Raw genomic sequence first — 19,461 nt, 5'->3', positions numbered from 1 at the left:
GTGCAGATGCCGTAGCCGACCCCGCGCCTGGTCTGGATCAACGGCGGCCCGAACCGGTCCAACTTCCGCCGCAGATAGGAGATGTACGTCTCCACGACGGTGGAGGACACCGCAGTGTCGTAACGCCAGACGTGCTGGAGGAGTTGTTCCTTGGTGAGGATGCGGCCGGCGTTGCGCAGCAGGTGCCGCAGCAAGTTGTACTCGGTGGGGGTGAGTTCGACCGGTTGTCCGGCTCGGCGGACGGTGTAGGTGGCCTCGTCCAGTTCCAGGTCGCCGTGGCGCAGCAGCCGCGCGGCGGGCAGCGGGTCGCGGCGGGTGCGGCGCAGCACCGCGTGCACCCGGGCCACCACTTCGTCGACCCCGAAGGGCTTGGTGATGTAGTCGTCGCCGCCGAGGGCGAGTCCGGCCACGACGTCGCGCGGGGCGTCGCGGGCGGTGACGAAGATGACCGCGGGCGCGTCGGTCCGGTCGCCGTCCGGCCCCGCGCCTTCGGCGGCGCGCTCCTCGCGCAGCGCCCGGCACACCTCGAAGCCGTTGCCGTCGGGCAGCATCACGTCGAGCAGCACCAGGTCCGGCCGGTGCTCCCGGGCGGCGGCCAGCGCCTGCCGGCCGGTGGCCGCCTCGTATACCGTGAATCCGTTGTATTTCAGGGTGATTCGCAGGATGTCGGCGATACCGGGTTCGTCTTCGACGATGAGCACGGTGGCGTCCATGCCCCTCAGTATCCGTGGGCGGTGTGGCGGGCGGACGGCGGCGAACTTTGGAGTTCCTTGAGAGAACGCGGTTCGGCTTGGTGAGGGGGTGCGCGGCCACGGACGCTGAAGGGACGGGCCGTTCGGGGTTCGGATGCGACTTCGACCGACGATGGGGGATGTGACGTGGCGGGTGTGGCGCGCTGGTGCTTCCGGCACAAGTGGTGGGTGATCCTGCTGTGGTCGGCCGCGCTGCTGATCGTGGGCGGCGCGGGCCGGATGGCCGGGGACGCGTACTCCAACGCGTTCTCGCTGAAGGGCACCGAGTCCGCGAAGGTGCTCGACCTGATGGGCAAGGCGGTGCCCGAGCAGTCCGGTGAGGCCGACACCGTGGTGTGGCACGTGGACTCCGGTTCGGTGCGCGACGCCCAGGTGCGGCAGCGGATCGCCCCGGCGCTGGCGCGGATCGCGCACCAGAAGGACGTCGGCGCGGTGGTCAGCCCGTACGACCCGGCGGGCGCGGCGCAGATCAGCAAGGACGGCCGGACCGCCTACGCCACCGTGACGTACACCAAGATCGGCGGCGAACTGTCCAACGGGCAGGCGCAGTCGCTGATCGACACCGCGCACGCGGCGCGGGCGCCCGGGCTGCGGGTCGAGGTCGGCGGCGCCAAGCCGGCCCAGGCCGAGCAGCCGCTGCCCGAACTCGCCGAGGGCATCGGCATCGCGGCCGCCGGGGTGGTGCTCTTCCTGGCGCTGGGCTCGCTGTTCGGGATGCTGCTGCCGATCGTCACCGCGCTGTTCGGCATCGGCATCGCGTCCTCGGCGATCATCCTGCTCAGCCACGGCATGGATGTGGCCGACTTCGCACCGGAGTTGGCGACGCTGGTGGGGCTGGGCGTCGGCATCGACTACGCGCTGTTCATCGTCACCCGGCACCGGCGGGCGATCCTGCGCGGCCGCAGCCCGGAGGACGCGGCGGTCGTCGCCCTCAACACCTCAGGGCGGGCCGTGCTGTTCGCGGGCGGCACGGTGTGCATCGCGCTGCTGGGCATGTTCACCCTGCGGCTGACCTTCCTCAACGGCGTTGCGGTGGCAGCCGCGTTGACGGTCGTGATCACCGTGGCGGCGGCGATGACGCTGCTGCCCGCGCTGCTCGGCCTGCTCGGCCTGCGGGTGCTCAGCCGCCGGCAGCGGCGAGCGCTGGCCGCGTCGGGGCCGCAGGTCGAGCAGGTCAACGGCCCGGCGGCGCGCTGGTCGGGCTTCCTCCAGCGGCACCCGCGCTCGCTCGCGGCGGTCGCGGTCGTGGTGATGGCGACGCTGGCGATCCCTGCGCTGTCCTTGCGGCTCGGCTCCTCCGACCAGGGCAACAACCCGGCCGGCACCACCACCCGCAAGGCGTACGACATGCTGGCCGAGGGCTTCGGGCCCGGCTTCAACGGCCCGCTGACGATCCTCGCCGAGGTGCCGTCCGCCGGCGACCAGGCGGCGCTGGACGGCCTGGTGACGCATCTGCGCGCCACCCACGGCATCGCCTACGCGGCCCAGATGCCGATGAAGGCCGGCCAGAAGGTCGCGCTGGTGGAGGCGGTGCCGACCACCTCCCCGCAGGACAAGGCGACGTCCGACCTGATCGACCACCTGCGTGACGACGTGGTGCCCGCGGCCGAGAAGGGCAGCACCATGCGGGCGTACGTCGGCGGCCAGACCGCGATGTTCGAGGACTTCTCCACGGTGCTGTACGGCAAGCTGCCGCTGTTCATCGGGGTGATCATCGCGCTCGGCTTCGTGCTGCTGCTGTTCGCGTTCCGCTCGCTGGTGGTGCCGCTGACCGCTGCCGTGATGAACCTGGTGGCGGCCGCGGCCTCCTTCGGGGTGCTGGTCGCGGTCTTCCAGTGGGGCTGGGGCGGCGCGCTCGCCGGGCGGGCGGGACCGGTGGACGCCTTCCTGCCGGTGATCATGCTGTCGCTGCTCTTCGGCCTGTCGATGGACTACCAGGTGTTCCTGGTCAGCCGGATGCACGAGGAGTGGGTGCACACCCGGGACAACGCGCGGGCGGTACGGGTCGGCCTCGCCGAGACCAGCCGGGTGATCAACTCCGCGGCCGTCATCATGATCTGCGTCTTCGCGGCCTTTGTGCTCAGCGGCCAGCGGGTGCTGGCGATGTTCGGCATCGGTCTGGCCGGGGCGGTGGCGCTGGACGCGTTCATCCTGCGCACGGTGCTGGTGCCGGCCCTGATGCACCTGTTCGGCCCGGCCAACTGGTGGCTGCCGAGGTGGCTGGACAAGCGGTTGCCGCATCTTGCGGTCGAGCCGGCCGAGGAGGAGGCCGAAGGGTTCGCGACCACCGCCGCGCCGGGGGTCGCGGTCGCCCCGGGCGACGGCCCGGCTCCGGCCCCCGGTCCGCTGGTGCGCGGGCGGGTGACCGGCGCGGCCGGGCTGCCCGTGCCGCGCGCCGAGCTCACCCTGATCGCCTCGGACGGCCGCCAGGCCGCCCGGGCCCAGGCCGCCCCGGACGGCGCCTTCTCGCTGCCGGCCCCGGGCAACGGTTCCTACGTCCTGGTGGCGGGCGCCCCCGGGCACCACCCGCAGACCGCGAGCGTGCTCACCGCCGGCCACCAGGTCGACTGCGACCTGGTGTTGACCGGCACGGGCTCGCTCACCGGCACCGTACGCCGCGCCGACGGCGGCCCCGTCGAGGACGCGAAGGTCGTCCTGCGGGACGCGGACGGCCACCAGGTCGCCGAGGCCCGCACCGCCGAGGACGGCTCCTACGCCTTCGCCAACCTCTACCCGGGCAGCTACACCCTCCTCACCATGGGCTACCCGCCCTTCCCCGCGACCGTCCGGCTGACCGACCACGAACGCGACGGCGACGGAGACGTCGACCTGGAACTCGCCCACTCCGACTGAACGGCCCCCCTTCCCAACCGCTGTCTCGCCTCCGGGCACTTGGACCCGGTGTCGACGGTCGACCGCGCTCGATCACCTCGTCCCTCGGCGCGGCATTCCCGCGCCCATCCACCTCAGCGCGGCATTCCCGCGCCCACCGACGCGGCCCGGCTCCCTCCCCGAAGGAGCCGGGCCGCTTTCGTCTGCCCCGCCTCGCCACCCGGCAAGACCGTCACTCCGTCACCCAGTCCCGCAGCGACGGCACTTGGCCGTCTTGAACACGTTCAAGAACAGGGCTAGCATCCTTGCTGTCAGAGTTTTGAACACGTTCAAGAGCACTCTCTCAGGGGTGGAATGCGTCATGAACCTCACCGTCCTCGCCTATGTGATCTACCTGGCGATCAGCGTCACGCTGACCGTCTGGGTGGCCCGGACGCTCAGCCACAACGGCCGGCTCTTCCTGTCCGACGTCCTGCACGGCGACGAGAAGCTGGCCGACGCGGTCAACCACCTGCTGGTGGTCGGCTTCTACCTGGTCAACCTCGGCTTCGTCGCGCTCTACCTGAAGACCACCGACACCATCGAGGACGCCCGTGAGGTCTTCGAGGCGCTGTCGGTCAAGCTCGGCGTCGTCCTGCTGGTGCTCGGCGCCATGCACCTGGGCAACGTCTACGTCCTCAACCGCTTCCGGCGGCGCGGCCTGAGCGACCGCGAGCAGTACCCGCCGATCGAGCCGGACGACACCACGCCGACCGCGTGGGCGCCCAAGCCCGCGGGGGCCTGAGATGGCCGCCGGCACCGCGGCCCGCCGGGCGGAGCCGTACCGGCCGCCGGCCGCGGCACGCGTGACCGGGAGCAGGAGTGGGATCGGGAGCGGGAGTGGGAGCACGACCGGGAGCGGACGCCGGCCGGTCCCCCGCCGGGCGATCCCCCGCCGGCCGTTGCGCGGGCTGACCGTGCTGTACGACCCGCGCTGCAAGCTGTGCTCGTTCGTCGCGGACTGGCTGGCCCGGCAGCGGCAGCTCGTGCCGATCGACCTGGTGCCCACCGGGTCGGGCGAAGCGCTGCGCCGCTTCCCGGAGTTGGACCACGCCGCCACGGCCAAGGAGATCACCGCGGTGGGCGACCAGGGCCAGGTCTACCGGGGCGACAACGCGTTCATCGTCTGCCTGTGGGCGCTGGCCGGGCACCGCGAGTTCGCGCACACCCTGACCAGGCCGGCCGGGCGACGGCTGGCCCGGGCCGCGGTGCTCAGCGCGGCGAAGTACCGCGGTACCACCAGCCACGGCGCGCTCGCCCACCCGCCGGCCAGGCCGCCGGGGAAGGTGACGTACGGGATGGCGCCCGGCTGGACGTACGACCGGGTCACCGGATGGAGCCAGGCGCCCGGGCCGAGCCCGGGGCCTGGCCCCGACCCCGACTCCGCTCACACCTCACGCACCGGCACCCGCACCCGCACCGGCGCCGGGGAGCACGACGGCACCTGCACGGACGGCTGCGGCCCCGCCCCCGGATAGGCTCACCCGGGTGGAGGACATGAACGACCGCACCACCGCGAAGGCCGCCGACACCGGCGAGGCCGAGCCGCTGCCCGGCGGCCGGGCCAGGCCGAAGACGGGCAAGAGCGAGCAGACCCGGGCGCTGATCCTCGCCACGGCGATGCGGCTGTTCCAGGAGCGCGGCTACGACAAGACCACCATGCGGGCGATCGCCCAGGAGGCCGGGGTCTCGGTCGGCAACGCGTACTACTACTTCGAGTCGAAGGAATTCCTGATCCAGGGGTTCTACGACCTGATGACGCACGACCACGCGCGCGACGCGACATCCCGCATGGAGGGGGAGCGGGATTTCGCGCGGCGCCTGGAGATCACCCTCGCCTCCTGGCTGGACTGCGCGGCGGAGTACCACGAGTTCGCCGCGCAGTTCTTCCGCACCGCCGCCGACCCGGACAGCTCGCTCAGCCCGTTCTCCAACGAGTCCCACCCGGCCCGCGAGACCGCCGTCGCCCTCTTCCACGACGTCCTGACCGGCTCCGACCTCGCCCCCAAACTCGACGCGGAACTCGCCGAACTCCTCCCCGACCTGCTGTGGCTGCACCTGATGGTCGTCGTCCTGTACTGGGTCTTCGACCGCACCGAGGACACCGCCCGCACCCGCGAGTTCGTCCGCCGCTCCACCCCGTTCGTCGCCCGGATCATCACCCTTTCCCGCTACCGGGCCTTCCGCCCCCTGGTCCGCGACGCCAAGGGCCTGATCCAGGACTTCATCCTCCCCACCATCGGCAAAACCCCCCTCCCCACCCCACCGAAGCCGCCCACCCCCACCAGTAGACGCAAACGCCGCGCCTGACCGCCGAACGGCGCCCGACCCACCCGCCGCCGGCGCCCGACCCGCCTGCGGCCGGCCCTAGTCCGCCGTGTTCCCGCAGCGCAGATGCTCAGGGGTCCGCGCGGGGCGCTGCTTGGTGACGAAGGCACTGCGCAGCGCGTGGTACGGCGCGTCCGGGTCGAAGAAGGTCTGCCGCATCAGGGCCAGTTCCCGCTCGCGGTGGGCCCGCAGCGTCTCCTCGTCCCGTTCCCGCCGCGCCTTCTTCTCGACGACGCGCTGCTGCGTGCGGGGCGCCGACGCCAGACGTGCGGCACGTTCCGCGACGGCCGCACCGAACTGCGCGGGTGTGCTGTCGAGCACGAGGTCGACGAGGCCGAGGTCGCGCGCGCGGGCGGCGGTCACCGGCAGGGCCTGCCGCATGAGCCGTTCGGCCTGCGCGTCCCCCACCCGGCGGGGCAGCGTGTACGTCCAGTACTCCGAACCGTGCAGCCCCATCAGCCGGTAGTGGGGGTTGAGCACGGCCCCGGCGCGGCACCAGACCTCGTCCGCGGCCAGCGCGAGCGGCACTCCGCCGGCTGCCGCGTTACCGGCGAGCGCGGCCACGACCAGCCGGTCCGGGGTCGTCAGCAGCGCCTCGACGAGGTCGTCCATGGCGTTGATGTTCTCCCAGGACTCCTGGGCCGGGTCAGCGGCGCCCTGGATCACGTTCAGGTGGATGCCGTTGGAGAAGAAGTCCCTGGCGCCGCCCAGCACCAGCACGGTGGTCGGGCGCGAGCAGGCGAAACGGTGGGCGGCGAGCAGCCGCCGGCACTGGTCGGTACTCATCGCGCCGCCGGGGAAGGCGAACCGCAGGAACCCGATCTGCCCGTCCTCCTCGTAGCGGATGTCGCTGTACGTCCGCCGCTCCCGGGGCAGCCACAGCGGGACGGCGGACTCGGGCAGCGCGGGCATCCGGTCCCCGAGGGCGAGTACGGCCGGCCGCTTGAAGGTGGCGGGCCCGCCCGGCTTGCGGCGGGGCCGCAGTTCGGGGAGCCACACCGCTCCGTCCGCGGTCGCACGGCAGACGGCTCCGGCACGGGTGGCCAGCAGCGTCCCGGGGCGCCCGCGCAGGACGTCCTCGGGATGCCCGCCGTGCAGGTACCACTGCACCCCGAGCAGGTCGTCGAGCACGCCGGGCTGCGAGTCGGCTGCCCGCAGCTTCCGCACCACCAGTTCGGTGGGGTCCGCCGTCCAGTCGATCCGCCGCTCGCTCTGGTCGAGGTAGGGCCGGGACTGCGGCGCCCCCGGTCCGGCGGCGGCGGGTTCGGCGGGCCCTTCGGCACCAGGAGCGGCAGGAGCTGCGGGAGCTGCGGAAGTTGCCTGCTGCGGGCGCGGCACATAGCTCCCGGCGGCGACGCGCTCGACCGCCAGCATCACCGCTCGGGCCGCCGCGTCACCGATCTCGTTGCGGTACAGGTCGCTCTTGCCGACCGGGGGCACCGGGCAGGCCACCGACGCCCACACGTCGCCCGCGTCCATCTCGGCGACCGCCTGGAGGACCGTCACCCCCCACTCCTCGGCCCCCTCGGTGACGGCCCGGTCCAGCGACGACGGTCCGCGGTCGCCCACCGGGCCCGGGTGGACGATCAGGCAGGTGTACGCCGACCAGATGTCCCGCGGGATCGCCGTCCTGAGCATCGGTGCGACGATCAGCTCGGGCGAGTGGCCCGCGACGGCCTCGCGCAACGCCTCGTCCCCGAGAGCCAGTTCCACCGCCACCCGGTGCCCGCGGTCCCCCAACTCCGCGAACACGCGCTGCGTCAGGCTGTTGAACGCGCTCGCCACCAGCAGGATGTCCATGACCGCCTCCGTCCGCCGACAGCCGAGGCCGAGATGTCGGCGTAGGCGATCATGGACCGTGCCAGGCGCGGCGACCCGCCCAACCGCCCGGACCCGCCCCCGGAATCACCTGACCGGTGGTGCGCCCCTCGGCCCTGAACTCACAGGGCAGACTGCAGCCCTTCGAAGCGCACCGACCAGCTCCGGTCGGACGGGAAGCCCGGGGCGTGGCGGTCGGGGGCGCCGTCCCAGCCTGCGGCCATGAAGGCGACGGCGTACAGCAGCGCGGCGTTGCTGGGGAAGTAGGGGAACGGCCCGCCGGTGGCCAGGCCGGCGTCGTCGAACTGGAAGCCCGCGGCCGGGTGGAGCAGGAAGTCCACGGCGTCGTCGGGGCGGCCGAGCCGCGCGGCGCACATCGCGAGCATCGGGAAGTCCCATCCCCAGGTCTGGTCGAACTGCCAGCCGGTGAAGACCTTCTCGGCGGTGCGGGCCATCGTGGGCACGTCCACGCCGTCGCCCGGCAGCCAGCCGTACGGCCCGATCAGGGCCGGGTGCTCGTAGTTCCACTGCGTCCACATGTCCTGGACGCCCTCGTGCAGGACGTACACCCCGTCCTGCGCCGGCAGCGGCGCGAGCCTGTCGTGGACGCGCTGCCACCGCGGATCGTCGCGCAGGCCGAGGCGCTTGCGCCACTGCTGCGCGATCCGCAACCCGAAGCGCCAGTAGGCGAGTTCGAACGTCGGGTTCTGCGTGGTCCTCGGGTCGGTGTTCTCCGAGACGACGTACATGGGCGGGCCGAGGATGTAGCGGCTCGTGGCCTCGTCCCAGAAGGCCCAGGAGGAAAGGAAGTCGGCGGTGTCGAAGACGATGTCGCGCCACTTGTGCAACGTGCTCTCGTCGGGGTGCGCCTGGTAGTCCATCTCGGCGAGGAAGAGCGGGTGCGGCTGCTGCCACACCAGCAGGGCGTGGATGACGTGCGGCGACTCGCGCCCGTCGGCCGTCGTGCACTTCGGCCAGCGCGCGCCGCCGAAGCCCTGGAACTGCGCCCGTTCACGCGCCGACCGGTGGAAGCGCTCGTAGACGTCCAGGCTGCGGTCGAGCATCGGCCAGCGGTTCCACAGCGCCCAGTGCGCGCCGTGCCACCAGTACATCTCCATGTGGAACTTGCCGTTCCAGCCGTTGTTGACGAGCCCGGCCTCCTGCGGCGGCAGCGAGCCCGCCTCGTTGACGCGCATCAGGTACTGGGAGAGCACGACGCGCCGCTCCAGTTCCTCCCAGCGCGGGTCGGTGCTCGCGGACAGGTCGATCGCCCCGCCGGAGAGCCAGTACTGGCGCCAGGCCCGGGTGCTCGCCGCGAAGCTCGCGCTCGACGTCGGCACCGATCCGGCCGGCGTAGGCGCGTAGGTGCAGGTGAACCGCAGCCGGTCGGTACGGCCGCCGGCGGCGAGGCGGTAGCGGTGCCGGTCGGCCGCCGCTCCGATCGACAGGGTCTGGCCGTCGGGGACGACGATGTCGTGGTCCTGGCCCGCGTACGTGTAGCCGACCTCCAGGCGCTTGGCCTGGCCGGGCGCCGGGTCGCCGAGGTTCAGGTAGTTGACCAGCAGGGTCAGCGAGTCGTCCGCGACGAGCGGCGCGAGGATGCCGGTGACGTCGGCCCAGTGGCCGTCGGTTCCGTACCGCGCGGTACGGATGGCGAGTTCGCCGGTGGTGGCGCCCAGCGCGGTGAACGCCCCCTGGCCTTCCCAGGCGAGCGCGACGTGGTACTCGGTGGAGTCCAGCCGGTGCGTGAGGTCGGCGCGGTCGTGCCCGCGCGTCGTCGCCGTCGTCGTGTGGGCGTCCGGCGCACCGTAGTTACCGACGTACGCCGCGAACTCCTGCCCGTCGGCATACGGGAAGTCGAGGAGCACCGCCAACCGCCCGGTGGCGACGAGCGGCGAGTCGATCTGCACGGCGATCGTGTCGTGGTCGGGGTGGCAGCAGGTACGGACGTGGACCGGCTCGCCCGCGATCTCGAACCGGCTGTCGAGGACGCCGGTCCACAGGTCGAGTTCCTGGTGGACGGCCGTGAGGTCGACGGCGGTGGCCGCGCGGCCGTCGGGCATGGTCAGCTCCATGCCGATACGTCCGAGGTTGAGGCGGGCCGGATTGGCGTAGAGCCACGCCGACAGTTCGGGCTGGTCCGGGTTGGGAATGGGGTAGTCGACGGGCCGGCCGTGCGTGTCCCAGACCTGGCCGCGGAAGTCGGACGGCTCCTGGCCGGGCGGCAGCGGGAAGCTGTGCCAGCCCCAGTCCGACATGGTGTTGAACGGCACGAACGTCTGCAGCCCGGTGACGTCGACGCCGAACGCGAACCCGCCGTTGCCGACTTGCAGGGGGCTCTGCGTGTCGAGCTTCCCGCGGACCACGCGGTGGCGGGCCACGACGGCCTGCCGGTCGATCGGGCGCATCGACCCGGCGCCCGCCGGCGTACGGGCCTCGGCGGCAGCGGGCTCCGCGCCGACGCCGACCACCGCCGCGGCCGCCGAGCCGGACAGGAACGTTCTGCGCGTGACCATACGGGTGCCTCCTGGCGGAGAAGCGGCGAAGCCGAGCAGGCGAACGGTCGTCCGTGTCGGCCGTCGTCCCGGCGCCGTCACGAAACCCGACACGGGGCACCGTCCGTCCCGCTCCTTCGTCGGCATCGGACGCTGGACGGCACGCGGAGACGACCCGGTGCAGTTGATTCGGTTCAACTCGTGCGCCAGGTTAGACCCGTGCTTTCGATCCGGGCAATGCCCAGGAAGGAAGTCGTCTACGCCGCACCTCGCCGTGCGACCTCACCCGGTCACACCTGATGTGATTGAAACGTTCAACTCACGGCTCGGGCGGACCCGTCCGGCACTTGACGCCCTTGGGCTCGGGCCCGCTCGGCGGCGTACGCGACGAACGCGGCCCATGCCTCGGGCCCGAACGCGGGCTGCTGCTGGTGCAGGCGCTGGCGCGGGCGTGGGGTGTCTCGTCGCGCGAGGTCGGCAAGACGGTGCGGGCGGAAGTGGTCATGGACGAAGGCCCGCAGGGGGCGCGTCCGTGGCGAGTTCGCGACGGCGATCCACGTCCGGGGCGTGGCCGCACACGTTGCGGTGACCCCGGTACCGGCCGGTCGCGAGGTACCTAAAGGACCAGGTGAAAGAACCACCAACCACCCCTGCCGTCCCCGCAGTCGGGGCTCCCCCGGCCCGCATCCGACCATTAACCCGAACGGGTGACATACCGTCAGGATTGTCGGATGGATGCGGTACGGTCGCCGCTAACGGCGCCGCCGCTCCGCACCACCGGCAGCGCCCCACCCACCGAAACGACTTCGGCCCCCGGCAGGACGGCAATCCTGGTCCGAGGGCCTGACCAACCAGGAAGACACACCTTCCCGATGGCTGACTCTCAGTCTAACGCGCCCCTGTCCGCGTCCCCGCTCCCCGACGGCACTCCGTACTCCGGGGTGATCCACGTCCGGCACCGCCACACCGAGAACTTCACGGTGATCGGCAACCACCTGGCCCAGCACACCGGGTTGTCCGCCCTCGCGATCGGGCTCGGCGTGTACATCCTGTCGCTGCCCGACGGTGCCCCGGTGACCGTGAAGGCGCTCACCGCGCGCTTCCCCGAGGGCGAGATCACGATCCGCCGCGCGCTCAACGAGCTTGTCGCCACCGGCTACTTGGAGCGGCGCCGCTTCCTGATCGGCGGCGGCCGGTTCGCCAGCCGCACGATCGCGTACGACCGCCCGGAGCCCGGCCACCCCTGGCCCCCGCGGCCGCCCGAACCGGACGGAGGAGGCGGACCGAGCGGAGGAGGCGGCGGAGGCGGCATCGGCCCGGAAGCACCCGTGCCGACTTCCACGGCCCGCCCGACGCCGATCCCCGCCGAGGAGCCTGTGCGGGCGCCCACCCGGGGACCCGCCGCCGACCTGCTCGCCCGGCTGCGGCTCGCCGACCCCCGCCTGCTGCTGCCCGCCCGCGACATCGCGCGCCTGGTCCCCGCCGTGGACACCTGGCTGGAGCGCCTCGCCGACCCGGACCAGGTCACCCGCGCCCTGACCTCCGGCCTGCCGCACGGCCCCGTCCACCACCCGGGCCGCTTCCTCGCCCACCGCCTGACGGCCCTCCTGCCACCCCCACTCCCACCCGCACCCCTGCCAACCGGCCGCCCGGCCCCCCTCCACACCTGCGACGGCTGCGACCGCGCCTTCCGCACCCACGACCCCACCACCCGCTGCGCCGACTGCCGCCCCACCCCCACGGAAAGGGCCGCCTGATGACCCGCTGTCGCGGCGATGCGGCCGGGCCGAACGCCCGTGATCTGCGCCGACGACCCCGCACCGCTGGACGAGCTGCTGTCCTGTTACGCGTGACCTCGGCGCCGACCCGCCACTGATCCGTCGATCAGGGGTCAGCGGGCGGCTGCCCGCTCGGACTGCTGCTGCTCCCGCGGGTCCTGCGGCTGCTCGCCCGCCGCGCGGTCCCGTTCGCGGCGCAGCGCCCGCAGGCCGCGGATGCCGAGGACGCCGATCGCGGTGCCGAGGATCGTGGAGGTGATCGCGAGGGCGAGGTGAATCCAGAAGTACGCGGTCGGGTGGGAGTGGTCGCCGTGGTGGAAGGCGAGGCCGCTGGTGTCCTTCCAGAGATTCTTCACAAAGGTCGTCCAGACGATCCAGGACCACACGCCGAAGGCGACCAGGAACCAGGAGACGCGGCGGCTGAGCTTCATACGTACCAGTATGGGCGGGCTGTCGGGAGGGATGACGGGCGGGGTGCGGGGGTTCCGGGCGGCGAGCGTGCGAAGGGTCACGTGACGGGCGCGGGGCCCGGGGGCGCGGGAGGGCGGCCGGGCCCGGTACGTTCTGCGGGTGGCCAAGACAGTGACCTCAGCCCTGAAAGCGTCCGCGGCGTCCCTGACCGCCCTCCTGCTGGGAGGGACCGTGCTGGCCGGCACCGCGCAGGCCGCGCCGGCCAAGCCGAAGACGCCCAGCCCGCCGGCGGTGATGTCGAAGGTCGGCGGCGACCGGCTGAGCCTGCCGGGCACGCAGGTGAACGCGGCCGCGGGCGTGCCCGCGCTCCCGAAGGGCATCACCGCGCGTTCGTGGATCGTCACGGACGCCGAGACCGGCGACGTCCTCGCGGAGCACAACGCGCACTGGAAGCTCGCCCCGGCCAGCACCCTGAAGATGCTGCTGGCCGACATGCTCATACCGAAGCTGCCGGCGTCGACCGTGCACAAGGTGGTGCCCTCGGACCTGAAGGGCATGGGCGAGGGCAGCAGCCTGGTCGGGATCAAGGAGAACCTGACCTACACCGTGAAGGACCTGTGGCTCGGGGTGTTCCTGCGCTCGGGCAACGACGCGGTGCACGTCCTGTCGGCGATGAACCACGGCGTCCCGGCGACCGTGGCCGACATGAACGCCGAGGCGCACGAACTCCAGGCCGACGACACCCACGTGGTCTCGCCGGACGGCTACGACATGCCCGGCCAGGCCAGCAGCGCGTACGACCTGACGCTGTTCGCCCGCGCGGGGCTCCAGCTCCCCGAGTTCCGCGAGTACTGCTCGACGGTCACCGCGAAGTTCCCCGGCGACTACAAGAAGGTCAAGCACCCCAAGAAGGGCCAGCCGGGCAAGACCCGGGAGACCTTCCAGATCCAGAACACCGACCGCCTGCTCAGCGGTGACTACGACGTGAAACCGTACCCGGGCATCGCCGGGGTGAAGAACGGCGACACGACGAACGCCGGCGCCACGTACACCGGGGTCGCCGAACGCGGCGGGCGCAAGCTGCTGGTCACCGTGATGCACCCGGACCCGGCGGTGTCGGGGCACAACGCGGTCTACCGCGAGGCGGCATCGCTGCTGGACTGGGGCTTCAAGGCCGCGCCGACGGTCAAGCCGGTCGGCACCCTGGTGCCTCCCCTGAGCCAGGTGCCCGCGGCCAAGACGTCGGCGCCGTCGTCCGTCGCGACGGACGGGCGGACCGCGGTCGCCGCCGCGTCGTCCTCTTCCTCTTCGTCGTCCCGCGGGCTGTGGACGGCGGCCGGGATCACCGCCGCGACCCTGGTGGTACTGGCCGCGGTGATCATCGTCGTGCGGCGTCGCCGTCCGCTTCCGTCCGCGGTGGTTCCCAGCGGTGCGAGCCCGAGCGCGGCGCGGGACCTTCCGCTCCAGGCGTCTCCCCCCGCTCAGCGGACCGCGCCGGATCAGGAGCAGGCACAGGAGCAGACGCAGGGGCAGACGAAGGCGCAGCAGCCAGGGACTTCTCCGGACCGCCCGGCGATCCGGCGCCGTCCCCGCTCCCCCCGGAAGCACTGACCGCGCCCCGCGGCGCCACCTCGCCGTACTGCGTCGCGGTCCACGCGGCGCAGTACAGCAGCAGCTTCGCCATGAAGTTGAACCACAGCAGCAGGGCGATCGGGGTGCCGAAGGCGCCGTAGACGTTCTTGCCCGCGACCCCGCGCAGATAGCCGCTCAGCCCGACCTTGAGCATCTCGAAGCCGACCGCCCCGATCAGCGCCGCCACCGCGACGGCCCGGCGGGGCGGGTCGACGCCGGGCAGCAGCGTCAGCAGGTAGACCAGGATGAGGAAGTCCGCGACGATCGCCAGCACGTAGCCGACGACGGTGAGCAGCACCCGGCCCGGGCCGTGGTGGTCCAGGCCGACCCGGTCGGCGGTCCAGTTGACCGCCGCGGTGGCGAAGCCGGAGGCCGCGAGCGAGACCAGCGCGGCCGCGCCCAGGCCCAGCAGCACCCCGCCGTCGGAGAGTTTGGCCTTGACCGGGTTGCGCTCCTCGTCGTCCTTGCGCCACACCGCGCGCAGGCAGTCGCGCAGCGAGCCGACCCACCCGATACCGGTGAACACCAGCGCGGCGGCGGCCGCCACGCCGATGGTGCCGGCGTTGGAGACCAGGCTGTTGATGTCGAGCTTGTCGGCGATGCCGGGGATCTGCTGGGAGATCTTGTGCTCCAGCGTGTCGAGCTGGTGATCCGACAAGGTGGCGGCGCCGACCGCGGCGACCACCGCGAGCAGCGGGAAGAGCGACAGGAAGCTGGTGAAGGTCATCGCGGCGGCCAGCCGCGTCCAGTGCACGGTCTGAAGGTGCGCGAACGCCCGCCACGCGTGGGTGCGCATCGCCCGCGCGATGTGCGGGCCGATCCACGGCAGCCGGGTCAACCAGTCCATGTCGGGCGGCTACCCTCCCCCGTGGCCTGCACGCCCGCGGGCTGCGCGGGTCCCTCGTCCGGGCGTCGCCGGCCGGGCCCGTCCCCGCGGGCGGCGGAGCTGAACACCAGTGTCCGGGTGCCCCAGAACCGCAGCGCGGTGGCCAGCGCCATCCCGACCCCCGCGCCGGAGACCACGTCGGCGCGCGCCGAGGTGCGGCCGAGGACGTAGTGCGAGAAGCCCAGGCACGCCAACTGCACCAGCGCCCCGGCGAGGTTCACCGCGAAGAAGGCGCCGTACCGCCGCGCCCGGCTGCCCCGGACCGGGCCGCGACCGCGGTAGGTGCCCAGCGCGTTGCCGAGGTACGCCACCGAGCAGCCGGCCAGGAACGACAGCGACTTCGCGGTCAGCGGCCCCATCCCGCCCGGCCCGCGCAGCCACACGAACAGCCCGAGGTCGGCGGCGTACGCGGCCCCTCCGGCCAGCGCGAACCCCATCAACTCCGGCCACATCCCGCGCCGCGCGGCCCCCCTCACCTCGCGCCGCGCGGACCCGCTCGCCCCGTGCCGCGCGGACCCCCTCAGCCCGCGCACGACGAGACCCGCCCCACCGGCCGCCCCACCCGCCGCCTCACGAATTGACCACCGCGAGCACGTACAGCGCGCTCCAGGCCATGGCGATCACCAGCAGCGGGCGGTCGCGCAGCACCACGTCCTCGGGCTCACCGGCGGCGCCGACATCGGCGAAGACCGCGTAGCGCAGCACCGACAGGGTGAAGGGGACCATCGACAACTGCCGCCAGGGCAGCAGGCCGTGCTCGCCGCCGCTGCTCTCCAGCGCCCACAGGCAGTAGGCGAGCACGGCCACGCCCGCCGCGAGCTGCCAGACGAACCGCAGATAGCCGATGGTGTACTCGCCGAGCAGCGCGCGGGTGGCGGTCAGGTCGCCGTCGCGCTGCGACATCAGGACGAGTTCGGAGTACCGCTTGGCGGCGACCATGAACAGCGCGCCGAAGCCGGAGGTGATCAGGAACCAGCGGGAGAGATCGATGTTCAGGGCGAGCCCGCCGGCCATGGCCCGCATCAGGAAGCCGGTGGTGACGATGACGAGGTCGACCACGAGCATGTGCTTCAGCCGCAGGCAGTAGGCGAGTTGCATGACCACGTACGCGGCGAGCAGCGCTGCGGTGTGGCCGTTGCAGGCGAGCGCGCCCACGGCGGGGGCGAGGACGGCGAGCAGGCCGCCGGCGGTGTAGGCGACGGAGACCGGGACCTGGCCGCTGGCGACCGGGCGGCGGCACTTCACCGGGTGGGCCCGGTCCGCCTCCGCGTCGCGGGCGTCGTTGATCAGGTAGACCGCGGCCGAGCAGGCGATGAAGAGCACCAGCGCGGTCGCCAGCCGTATCGCCTCATCGAGGTCGAGCAGCCGGGCGGCGGCGAACGGCGCGGCGAGCACCAGCCCGTTCTTCACCCACTGCCGGGGCCGGGCGGCCCGCAGCAGCCCGGTGGCGAGGGTCCAGCCGGTGCCGGGGACGGCGAGCGCCGGCGGCGCCGACTGCTCGATGACGGTGGCGGGTTCACTCATCGCACACCCCTGTGGGTCCAGTCCCGCCCGAGGCGGGCGGTGGTCGCGCCGAGCAGCGCGCCGAAGGCGACATCGGTCGGGTAGTGGACGCCCGCGACCAGCCGGGACAGGCAGATCGCGGTCGCGAGCGGGCGGAAGGGCGCGGCCGGGGCGAGCGCGCCGAAGGCGAGCGCGGCGGCGGCGGAGGAGGCGGCGTGCGAGCTGGGGAAGCTGTGCCGGCCGGCGGTGCGCACCAGTGGCGCGGCACCGGGCGGCAGTTGCGGGCGCGGGCGGCGCACCACGCGCTTGACGGCCATGCTCGCGGCGTGCGAGGCGGCCACCAGGGCGGTGGCGCGCAGCCACGCGCCGCGGCGGGCCGGGTCGGCCGCCGCGCCGGCCAGCCCGGCGGCGAGCCAGACCGCGCCGTGCTCGCCGGCCATCGACAGCCCCCTTGCCGCGGCGGCGGCGTACGGCTGCCGGCCGCAGCCGCGCAGCACGGTCAGCAGGTCGTGATCCGGGCGGAACACCGGCCGCACCTCCTCGCTTCCTCGGTCGGGCTTCGCGCCGATGGCCGGCCGCGCCCCCCGGGTCGCGTGCGGGGTGCACGCCCCCGGGGTCCCCTGGGTCGCGTGCGCCGGGCGCGTCGCGCACGGCGCGTGAGTCATACGATTCGGCCATCGGACTGCGAATGCTTACCGTGCGGCACCCGCGCTTACCCCTCCCGATCGACCGTTACGGTGAGAAAAGCCGCATATACCGTCGAACCTCACCCAATAGGGCATTCCTCCGGGTTGGCCGGCGGTACGTTCACGGACATGCCCGTACCGCTCGCGCCGGCCACCACCCCCGTCACCGGCTGGGGCCGCACCGCCCCGACCGCCGCCCGGCTGCTGCGCCCGGGCACGTACGAGGAGGTCGTCGAGGCGGTACGGGCCTGCGACGGCCGCGGCGCCATCGCCCGGGGCCTGGGCCGGGCGTACGGCGACGCGGCGCAGAACGCGGGCGGCGCGGTGCTGGACATGACCGCGCTGGACCGTATCCACGAGATCGACGCCGTCGGCGGCGTGGTCACGTGCGACGCGGGGGTGTCGCTGCACCGGCTGATGGAGGTGCTGCTGCCGCTCGGCTGGTTCGTGCCGGTCACCCCCGGGACCCGCTACGTCACCGTCGGCGGCGCGATCGGCGCCGACATCCACGGCAAGAACCACCACGTCTCGGGCTCCTTCAGCCGCCACGTGCTCGCCTTCGAGCTGCTGACCGGCGACGGCGAGACCCGGCTGGTGACCCCGGAGGCGGAGCCGGAGCTGTTCTGGGCGACCGCCGGCGGGATGGGCCTGACCGGGGTGGTGCTGGCCGCCACGATCCAACTGCTGCCGGTCGAGACGTCGTTGATGACCGTGGACACCGAGCGGGCCACCGACCTGGACGACCTGATGGCCCGGATGACCGCCGCCGACCACCACTACCGCTACTCGGTGGCCTGGATCGACCTGCTCGCCCGTGGCGCCCGCACCGGCCGGGCCGTGCTCACCCGCGGCGACCACGCCCCGCTCGAAGCGCTGCCGGAGCGGGCCCGCCGCGCCCCCCTCGCGTTCCGCCCGCGCCGGCTGCCGGCCCCGCCGCGCCCCGCGCCCGACGGGCTGCTCGGCCGCACCACCGTCGGGCTGTTCAACGAGTTCTGGTACCGCAAGGCGCCCCGCGAGCGGCGCGGCCAGCTCCAGAAGCTCGCCACCTTCTTCCACCCGCTGGACGGCCTGCCGGACTGGAACCTCGTCTACGGCCGGGCCGGCTTCGTGCAGTACCAGTTCGTGGTCGGGCACGGCCAGGAGGAGACGCTGCGCTCGGTGGTGCGCCGGCTGAGCACCCGCGGCTGCCCGTCGTTCCTCGCGGTGCTCAAACGGTTCGGGTCGGGCGATCCGGGCTGGCTCTCCTTCCCGATGGCCGGGTGGACCCTCGCGCTGGACATCCCCGCGGGGCTGCCGGGGCTCGGCGCGCTCCTCGACGAGCTCGACGAGGCGGTCGCGGCCGCCGGCGGCCGGGTCTACCTCGCCAAGGACTCCCGGCTGCGGCCCGACATGCTCGCCCGGATGTACCCGCGGCTGGACGACTTCCGTTCCCTGCGCGCCCGCTACGACCCGCGCGGCGCCATCACCTCGGACCTGGCGCGGCGGCTCGCGCTGTGACGTAGGGAGTTCGCTCATGAAGGACGCGTTCGGGGCTCCCCAGTCCCTGCTGGTGCTCGGCGGCGGCTCCGAGATCGGGCTGGCCACCGCGCGGCGGCTGATCGCCCGCAGGACCCGGCGGGTGCACCTGGCCGGGCGGCCCTCCCCCGCGCTGGACGCCGCCGCGGCCGAGCTGTCCGCGCTCGGCGCCGACGTGCACGTCACCGGCTTCGACGCGCTCGACCCGGGCTCGCACGAGGAGGTCCTCGGCAAGGTCTTCGCCGAGGGCGACATCGACATGGTGCTGGTCGCCTTCGGCGTGCTCGGGGACCAGGCGCGCGACGAGCAGGAGCCGCTGTCGGCCGTACGGGTGGCCGCGACCAACTACACCGGGGCGGTCTCCGCGTCCCTGATCTGCGGGGCGGCGCTCCAGCGCCAGGGGCACGGCTCCCTCGTCGTCCTCTCCTCCGTCGCCGGGGAGCGCGCCCGGCGGGAGAACTTCATCTACGGCAGCAGCAAGGCCGGGCTCGACGCGTTCACCCAGGGGCTCGGCGACGCGCTGCACCCCTGCGGGGTCCATGTCATGGCGGTACGGCCCGGATTCGTGCGGACCCGGATGACGGCGCATCTGCCCGCCGCGCCGCTCGCCACGACACCCGAGGTGGTTGCCGCCGCGATCGAGTCCGGCTTGCGGCGCCGGGCCGAGGTGATCTGGGTGCCGGGCCGGCTCCGCCCCGTCATGTCCGCCCTCCGCCACCTCCCCCGCCCCCTCTTCCGCCGCATCACGACTCCGCGGTAACAGGACCCCCCGGGTCCCCCGCCCCC

At 73.3% G+C, this 19,461-nt stretch carries 13 protein-coding genes and 3 pseudogenes; 8 read left to right on the top strand and 8 right to left on the bottom strand.

Annotated features, from left to right (window positions below):
• Positions 1-5: 5 nt before the first annotated feature.
• A pseudogene (locus tag AB0399_RS21030) lies at positions 6-713 on the bottom strand (response regulator transcription factor); the annotation flags it as partial.
• A 174-nt stretch (positions 714-887) separates the two neighbouring features.
• On the opposite strand from AB0399_RS21030, the gene AB0399_RS21025 reads away from it, so the two are divergent.
• From AB0399_RS21025 to AB0399_RS21010, 4 genes and pseudogenes are all read left to right on the top strand, one after another.
• Positions 888-3,605 carry an MMPL family transporter gene (locus AB0399_RS21025; RefSeq protein WP_366412390.1) on the top strand — a complete coding sequence of 906 codons (2,718 nt, stop codon included), beginning with the start codon at positions 888-890 and terminating at the stop codon, positions 3,603-3,605.
• Between the two features lie 340 nt (positions 3,606-3,945).
• On the top strand, positions 3,946-4,368 hold the full coding sequence (locus AB0399_RS21020) for a hypothetical protein (RefSeq protein ID WP_328468322.1): 423 nt from the start codon (positions 3,946-3,948) through the stop codon (positions 4,366-4,368).
• Between the two features lie 142 nt (positions 4,369-4,510).
• A pseudogene (locus AB0399_RS21015) lies at positions 4,511-4,858 on the top strand (DCC1-like thiol-disulfide oxidoreductase family protein); the annotation flags it as partial.
• Positions 4,859-5,120: 262 nt separating this feature from the next.
• The gene (locus tag AB0399_RS21010; RefSeq protein ID WP_366412389.1) at positions 5,121-5,933 is read left to right on the top strand and encodes a TetR family transcriptional regulator; all 813 of its coding nucleotides are present in this window, start codon (positions 5,121-5,123) and stop codon (positions 5,931-5,933) included.
• A 57-nt stretch (positions 5,934-5,990) separates the two neighbouring features.
• Here AB0399_RS21010 and AB0399_RS21005 read toward each other — a convergent pair whose 3' ends face one another.
• Both AB0399_RS21005 and AB0399_RS21000 read right to left on the bottom strand, forming a co-directional pair.
• Complete coding sequence (locus AB0399_RS21005; RefSeq protein WP_366412362.1) at positions 5,991-7,751, bottom strand: enoyl-CoA hydratase-related protein; 1,761 nt, start codon at positions 7,749-7,751, stop codon at positions 5,991-5,993.
• 140 nt (positions 7,752-7,891) lie between these two features.
• Positions 7,892-10,285, bottom strand: a complete 2,394-nt coding sequence (locus AB0399_RS21000; protein ID WP_366412361.1) for a DUF3395 domain-containing protein — start codon at positions 10,283-10,285, stop codon at positions 7,892-7,894.
• Positions 10,286-11,136: 851 nt separating this feature from the next.
• Here AB0399_RS21000 and AB0399_RS20995 point away from each other — a divergent pair.
• Positions 11,137-12,021, top strand: coding sequence for a hypothetical protein (locus AB0399_RS20995; RefSeq protein ID WP_366412360.1), 885 nt, complete (start codon positions 11,137-11,139; stop codon positions 12,019-12,021).
• Between the two features lie 134 nt (positions 12,022-12,155).
• Here AB0399_RS20995 and AB0399_RS20990 read toward each other — a convergent pair whose 3' ends face one another.
• The gene (locus AB0399_RS20990; protein WP_366412359.1) at positions 12,156-12,473 is read right to left on the bottom strand and encodes a hypothetical protein; all 318 of its coding nucleotides are present in this window, start codon (positions 12,471-12,473) and stop codon (positions 12,156-12,158) included.
• Between the two features lie 199 nt (positions 12,474-12,672).
• Between AB0399_RS20990 and AB0399_RS20985 the strand changes: the two genes are divergently transcribed.
• Positions 12,673-14,064: a D-alanyl-D-alanine carboxypeptidase gene (locus tag AB0399_RS20985; protein ID WP_366412388.1), complete on the top strand. Its 1,392-nt coding sequence runs from the start codon at positions 12,673-12,675 to the stop codon at positions 14,062-14,064.
• Between the two features lie 31 nt (positions 14,065-14,095).
• Here AB0399_RS20985 and AB0399_RS20980 read toward each other — a convergent pair.
• The 4 genes and pseudogenes from AB0399_RS20980 to AB0399_RS20965 form a co-directional block, all read right to left on the bottom strand.
• A pseudogene (locus tag AB0399_RS20980) lies at positions 14,096-14,932 on the bottom strand (YihY/virulence factor BrkB family protein); the annotation flags it as partial.
• Positions 14,920-15,423 carry a GtrA family protein gene (locus tag AB0399_RS20975; RefSeq protein ID WP_366412358.1) on the bottom strand — a complete coding sequence of 168 codons (504 nt, stop codon included), beginning with the start codon at positions 15,421-15,423 and terminating at the stop codon, positions 14,920-14,922. The pseudogene AB0399_RS20980 and the gene AB0399_RS20975, both read right to left, overlap by 13 nt.
• Positions 15,424-15,541: 118 nt before the next feature.
• On the bottom strand, positions 15,542-16,495 hold the full coding sequence (locus AB0399_RS20970; protein ID WP_329365613.1) for a decaprenyl-phosphate phosphoribosyltransferase: 954 nt from the start codon (positions 16,493-16,495) through the stop codon (positions 15,542-15,544).
• Complete coding sequence (locus AB0399_RS20965; protein WP_329365615.1) at positions 16,492-17,001, bottom strand: phosphatase PAP2 family protein; 510 nt, start codon at positions 16,999-17,001, stop codon at positions 16,492-16,494. Before AB0399_RS20965 ends, AB0399_RS20970 begins: the two co-directional genes overlap by 4 nt.
• A 288-nt stretch (positions 17,002-17,289) precedes the next feature.
• On the opposite strand from AB0399_RS20965, the gene AB0399_RS20960 reads away from it, so the two are divergent.
• Together AB0399_RS20960 and AB0399_RS20955 are read left to right on the top strand one after the other, a co-directional pair.
• Positions 17,290-18,657 (top strand): FAD-binding oxidoreductase, encoded by a 1,368-nt coding sequence (locus tag AB0399_RS20960; protein WP_329365616.1) that lies wholly within the window; start codon positions 17,290-17,292, stop codon positions 18,655-18,657.
• 16 nt (positions 18,658-18,673) lie between these two features.
• On the top strand, positions 18,674-19,435 hold the full coding sequence (locus AB0399_RS20955; RefSeq protein WP_328468289.1) for a decaprenylphospho-beta-D-erythro-pentofuranosid-2-ulose 2-reductase: 762 nt from the start codon (positions 18,674-18,676) through the stop codon (positions 19,433-19,435).
• Positions 19,436-19,461: the final 26 nt, after the last annotated feature.

This window comes from Streptomyces sp. NPDC088194 (assembly GCF_040702025.1).
Lineage (GTDB): Bacteria > Actinomycetota > Actinomycetes > Streptomycetales > Streptomycetaceae > Actinacidiphila.
The sequence above is the reverse complement of the archived record's forward strand: the minus strand, read 5'-3'. Positions and strand labels throughout refer to the sequence as shown.

What these genes read in the sequence shown, in the direction of transcription:
- AB0399_RS21005 (WP_366412362.1), bottom strand. Translation starts at nt 7,751, where the DNA reads ATGGACATCCTGCTGGTGGCGAGCGCGTTCAACAGCCTGACGCAGCGC.
- AB0399_RS20955 (WP_328468289.1), top strand. Translation starts at nt 18,674, where the DNA reads ATGAAGGACGCGTTCGGGGCTCCCCAGTCCCTGCTGGTGCTCGGCGGC.
- AB0399_RS21000 (WP_366412361.1), bottom strand. Translation starts at nt 10,285, where the DNA reads ATGGTCACGCGCAGAACGTTCCTGTCCGGCTCGGCGGCCGCGGCGGTG.
- AB0399_RS20990 (WP_366412359.1), bottom strand. Translation starts at nt 12,473, where the DNA reads ATGAAGCTCAGCCGCCGCGTCTCCTGGTTCCTGGTCGCCTTCGGCGTG.
- AB0399_RS20975 (WP_366412358.1), bottom strand. Translation starts at nt 15,423, where the DNA reads ATGTGGCCGGAGTTGATGGGGTTCGCGCTGGCCGGAGGGGCCGCGTAC.
- AB0399_RS20970 (WP_329365613.1), bottom strand. Translation starts at nt 16,495, where the DNA reads ATGAGTGAACCCGCCACCGTCATCGAGCAGTCGGCGCCGCCGGCGCTC.
- AB0399_RS20995 (WP_366412360.1), top strand. Translation starts at nt 11,137, where the DNA reads ATGGCTGACTCTCAGTCTAACGCGCCCCTGTCCGCGTCCCCGCTCCCC.
- AB0399_RS20960 (WP_329365616.1), top strand. Translation starts at nt 17,290, where the DNA reads ATGCCCGTACCGCTCGCGCCGGCCACCACCCCCGTCACCGGCTGGGGC.
- AB0399_RS21020 (WP_328468322.1), top strand. Translation starts at nt 3,946, where the DNA reads ATGAACCTCACCGTCCTCGCCTATGTGATCTACCTGGCGATCAGCGTC.
- AB0399_RS21010 (WP_366412389.1), top strand. Translation starts at nt 5,121, where the DNA reads ATGAACGACCGCACCACCGCGAAGGCCGCCGACACCGGCGAGGCCGAG.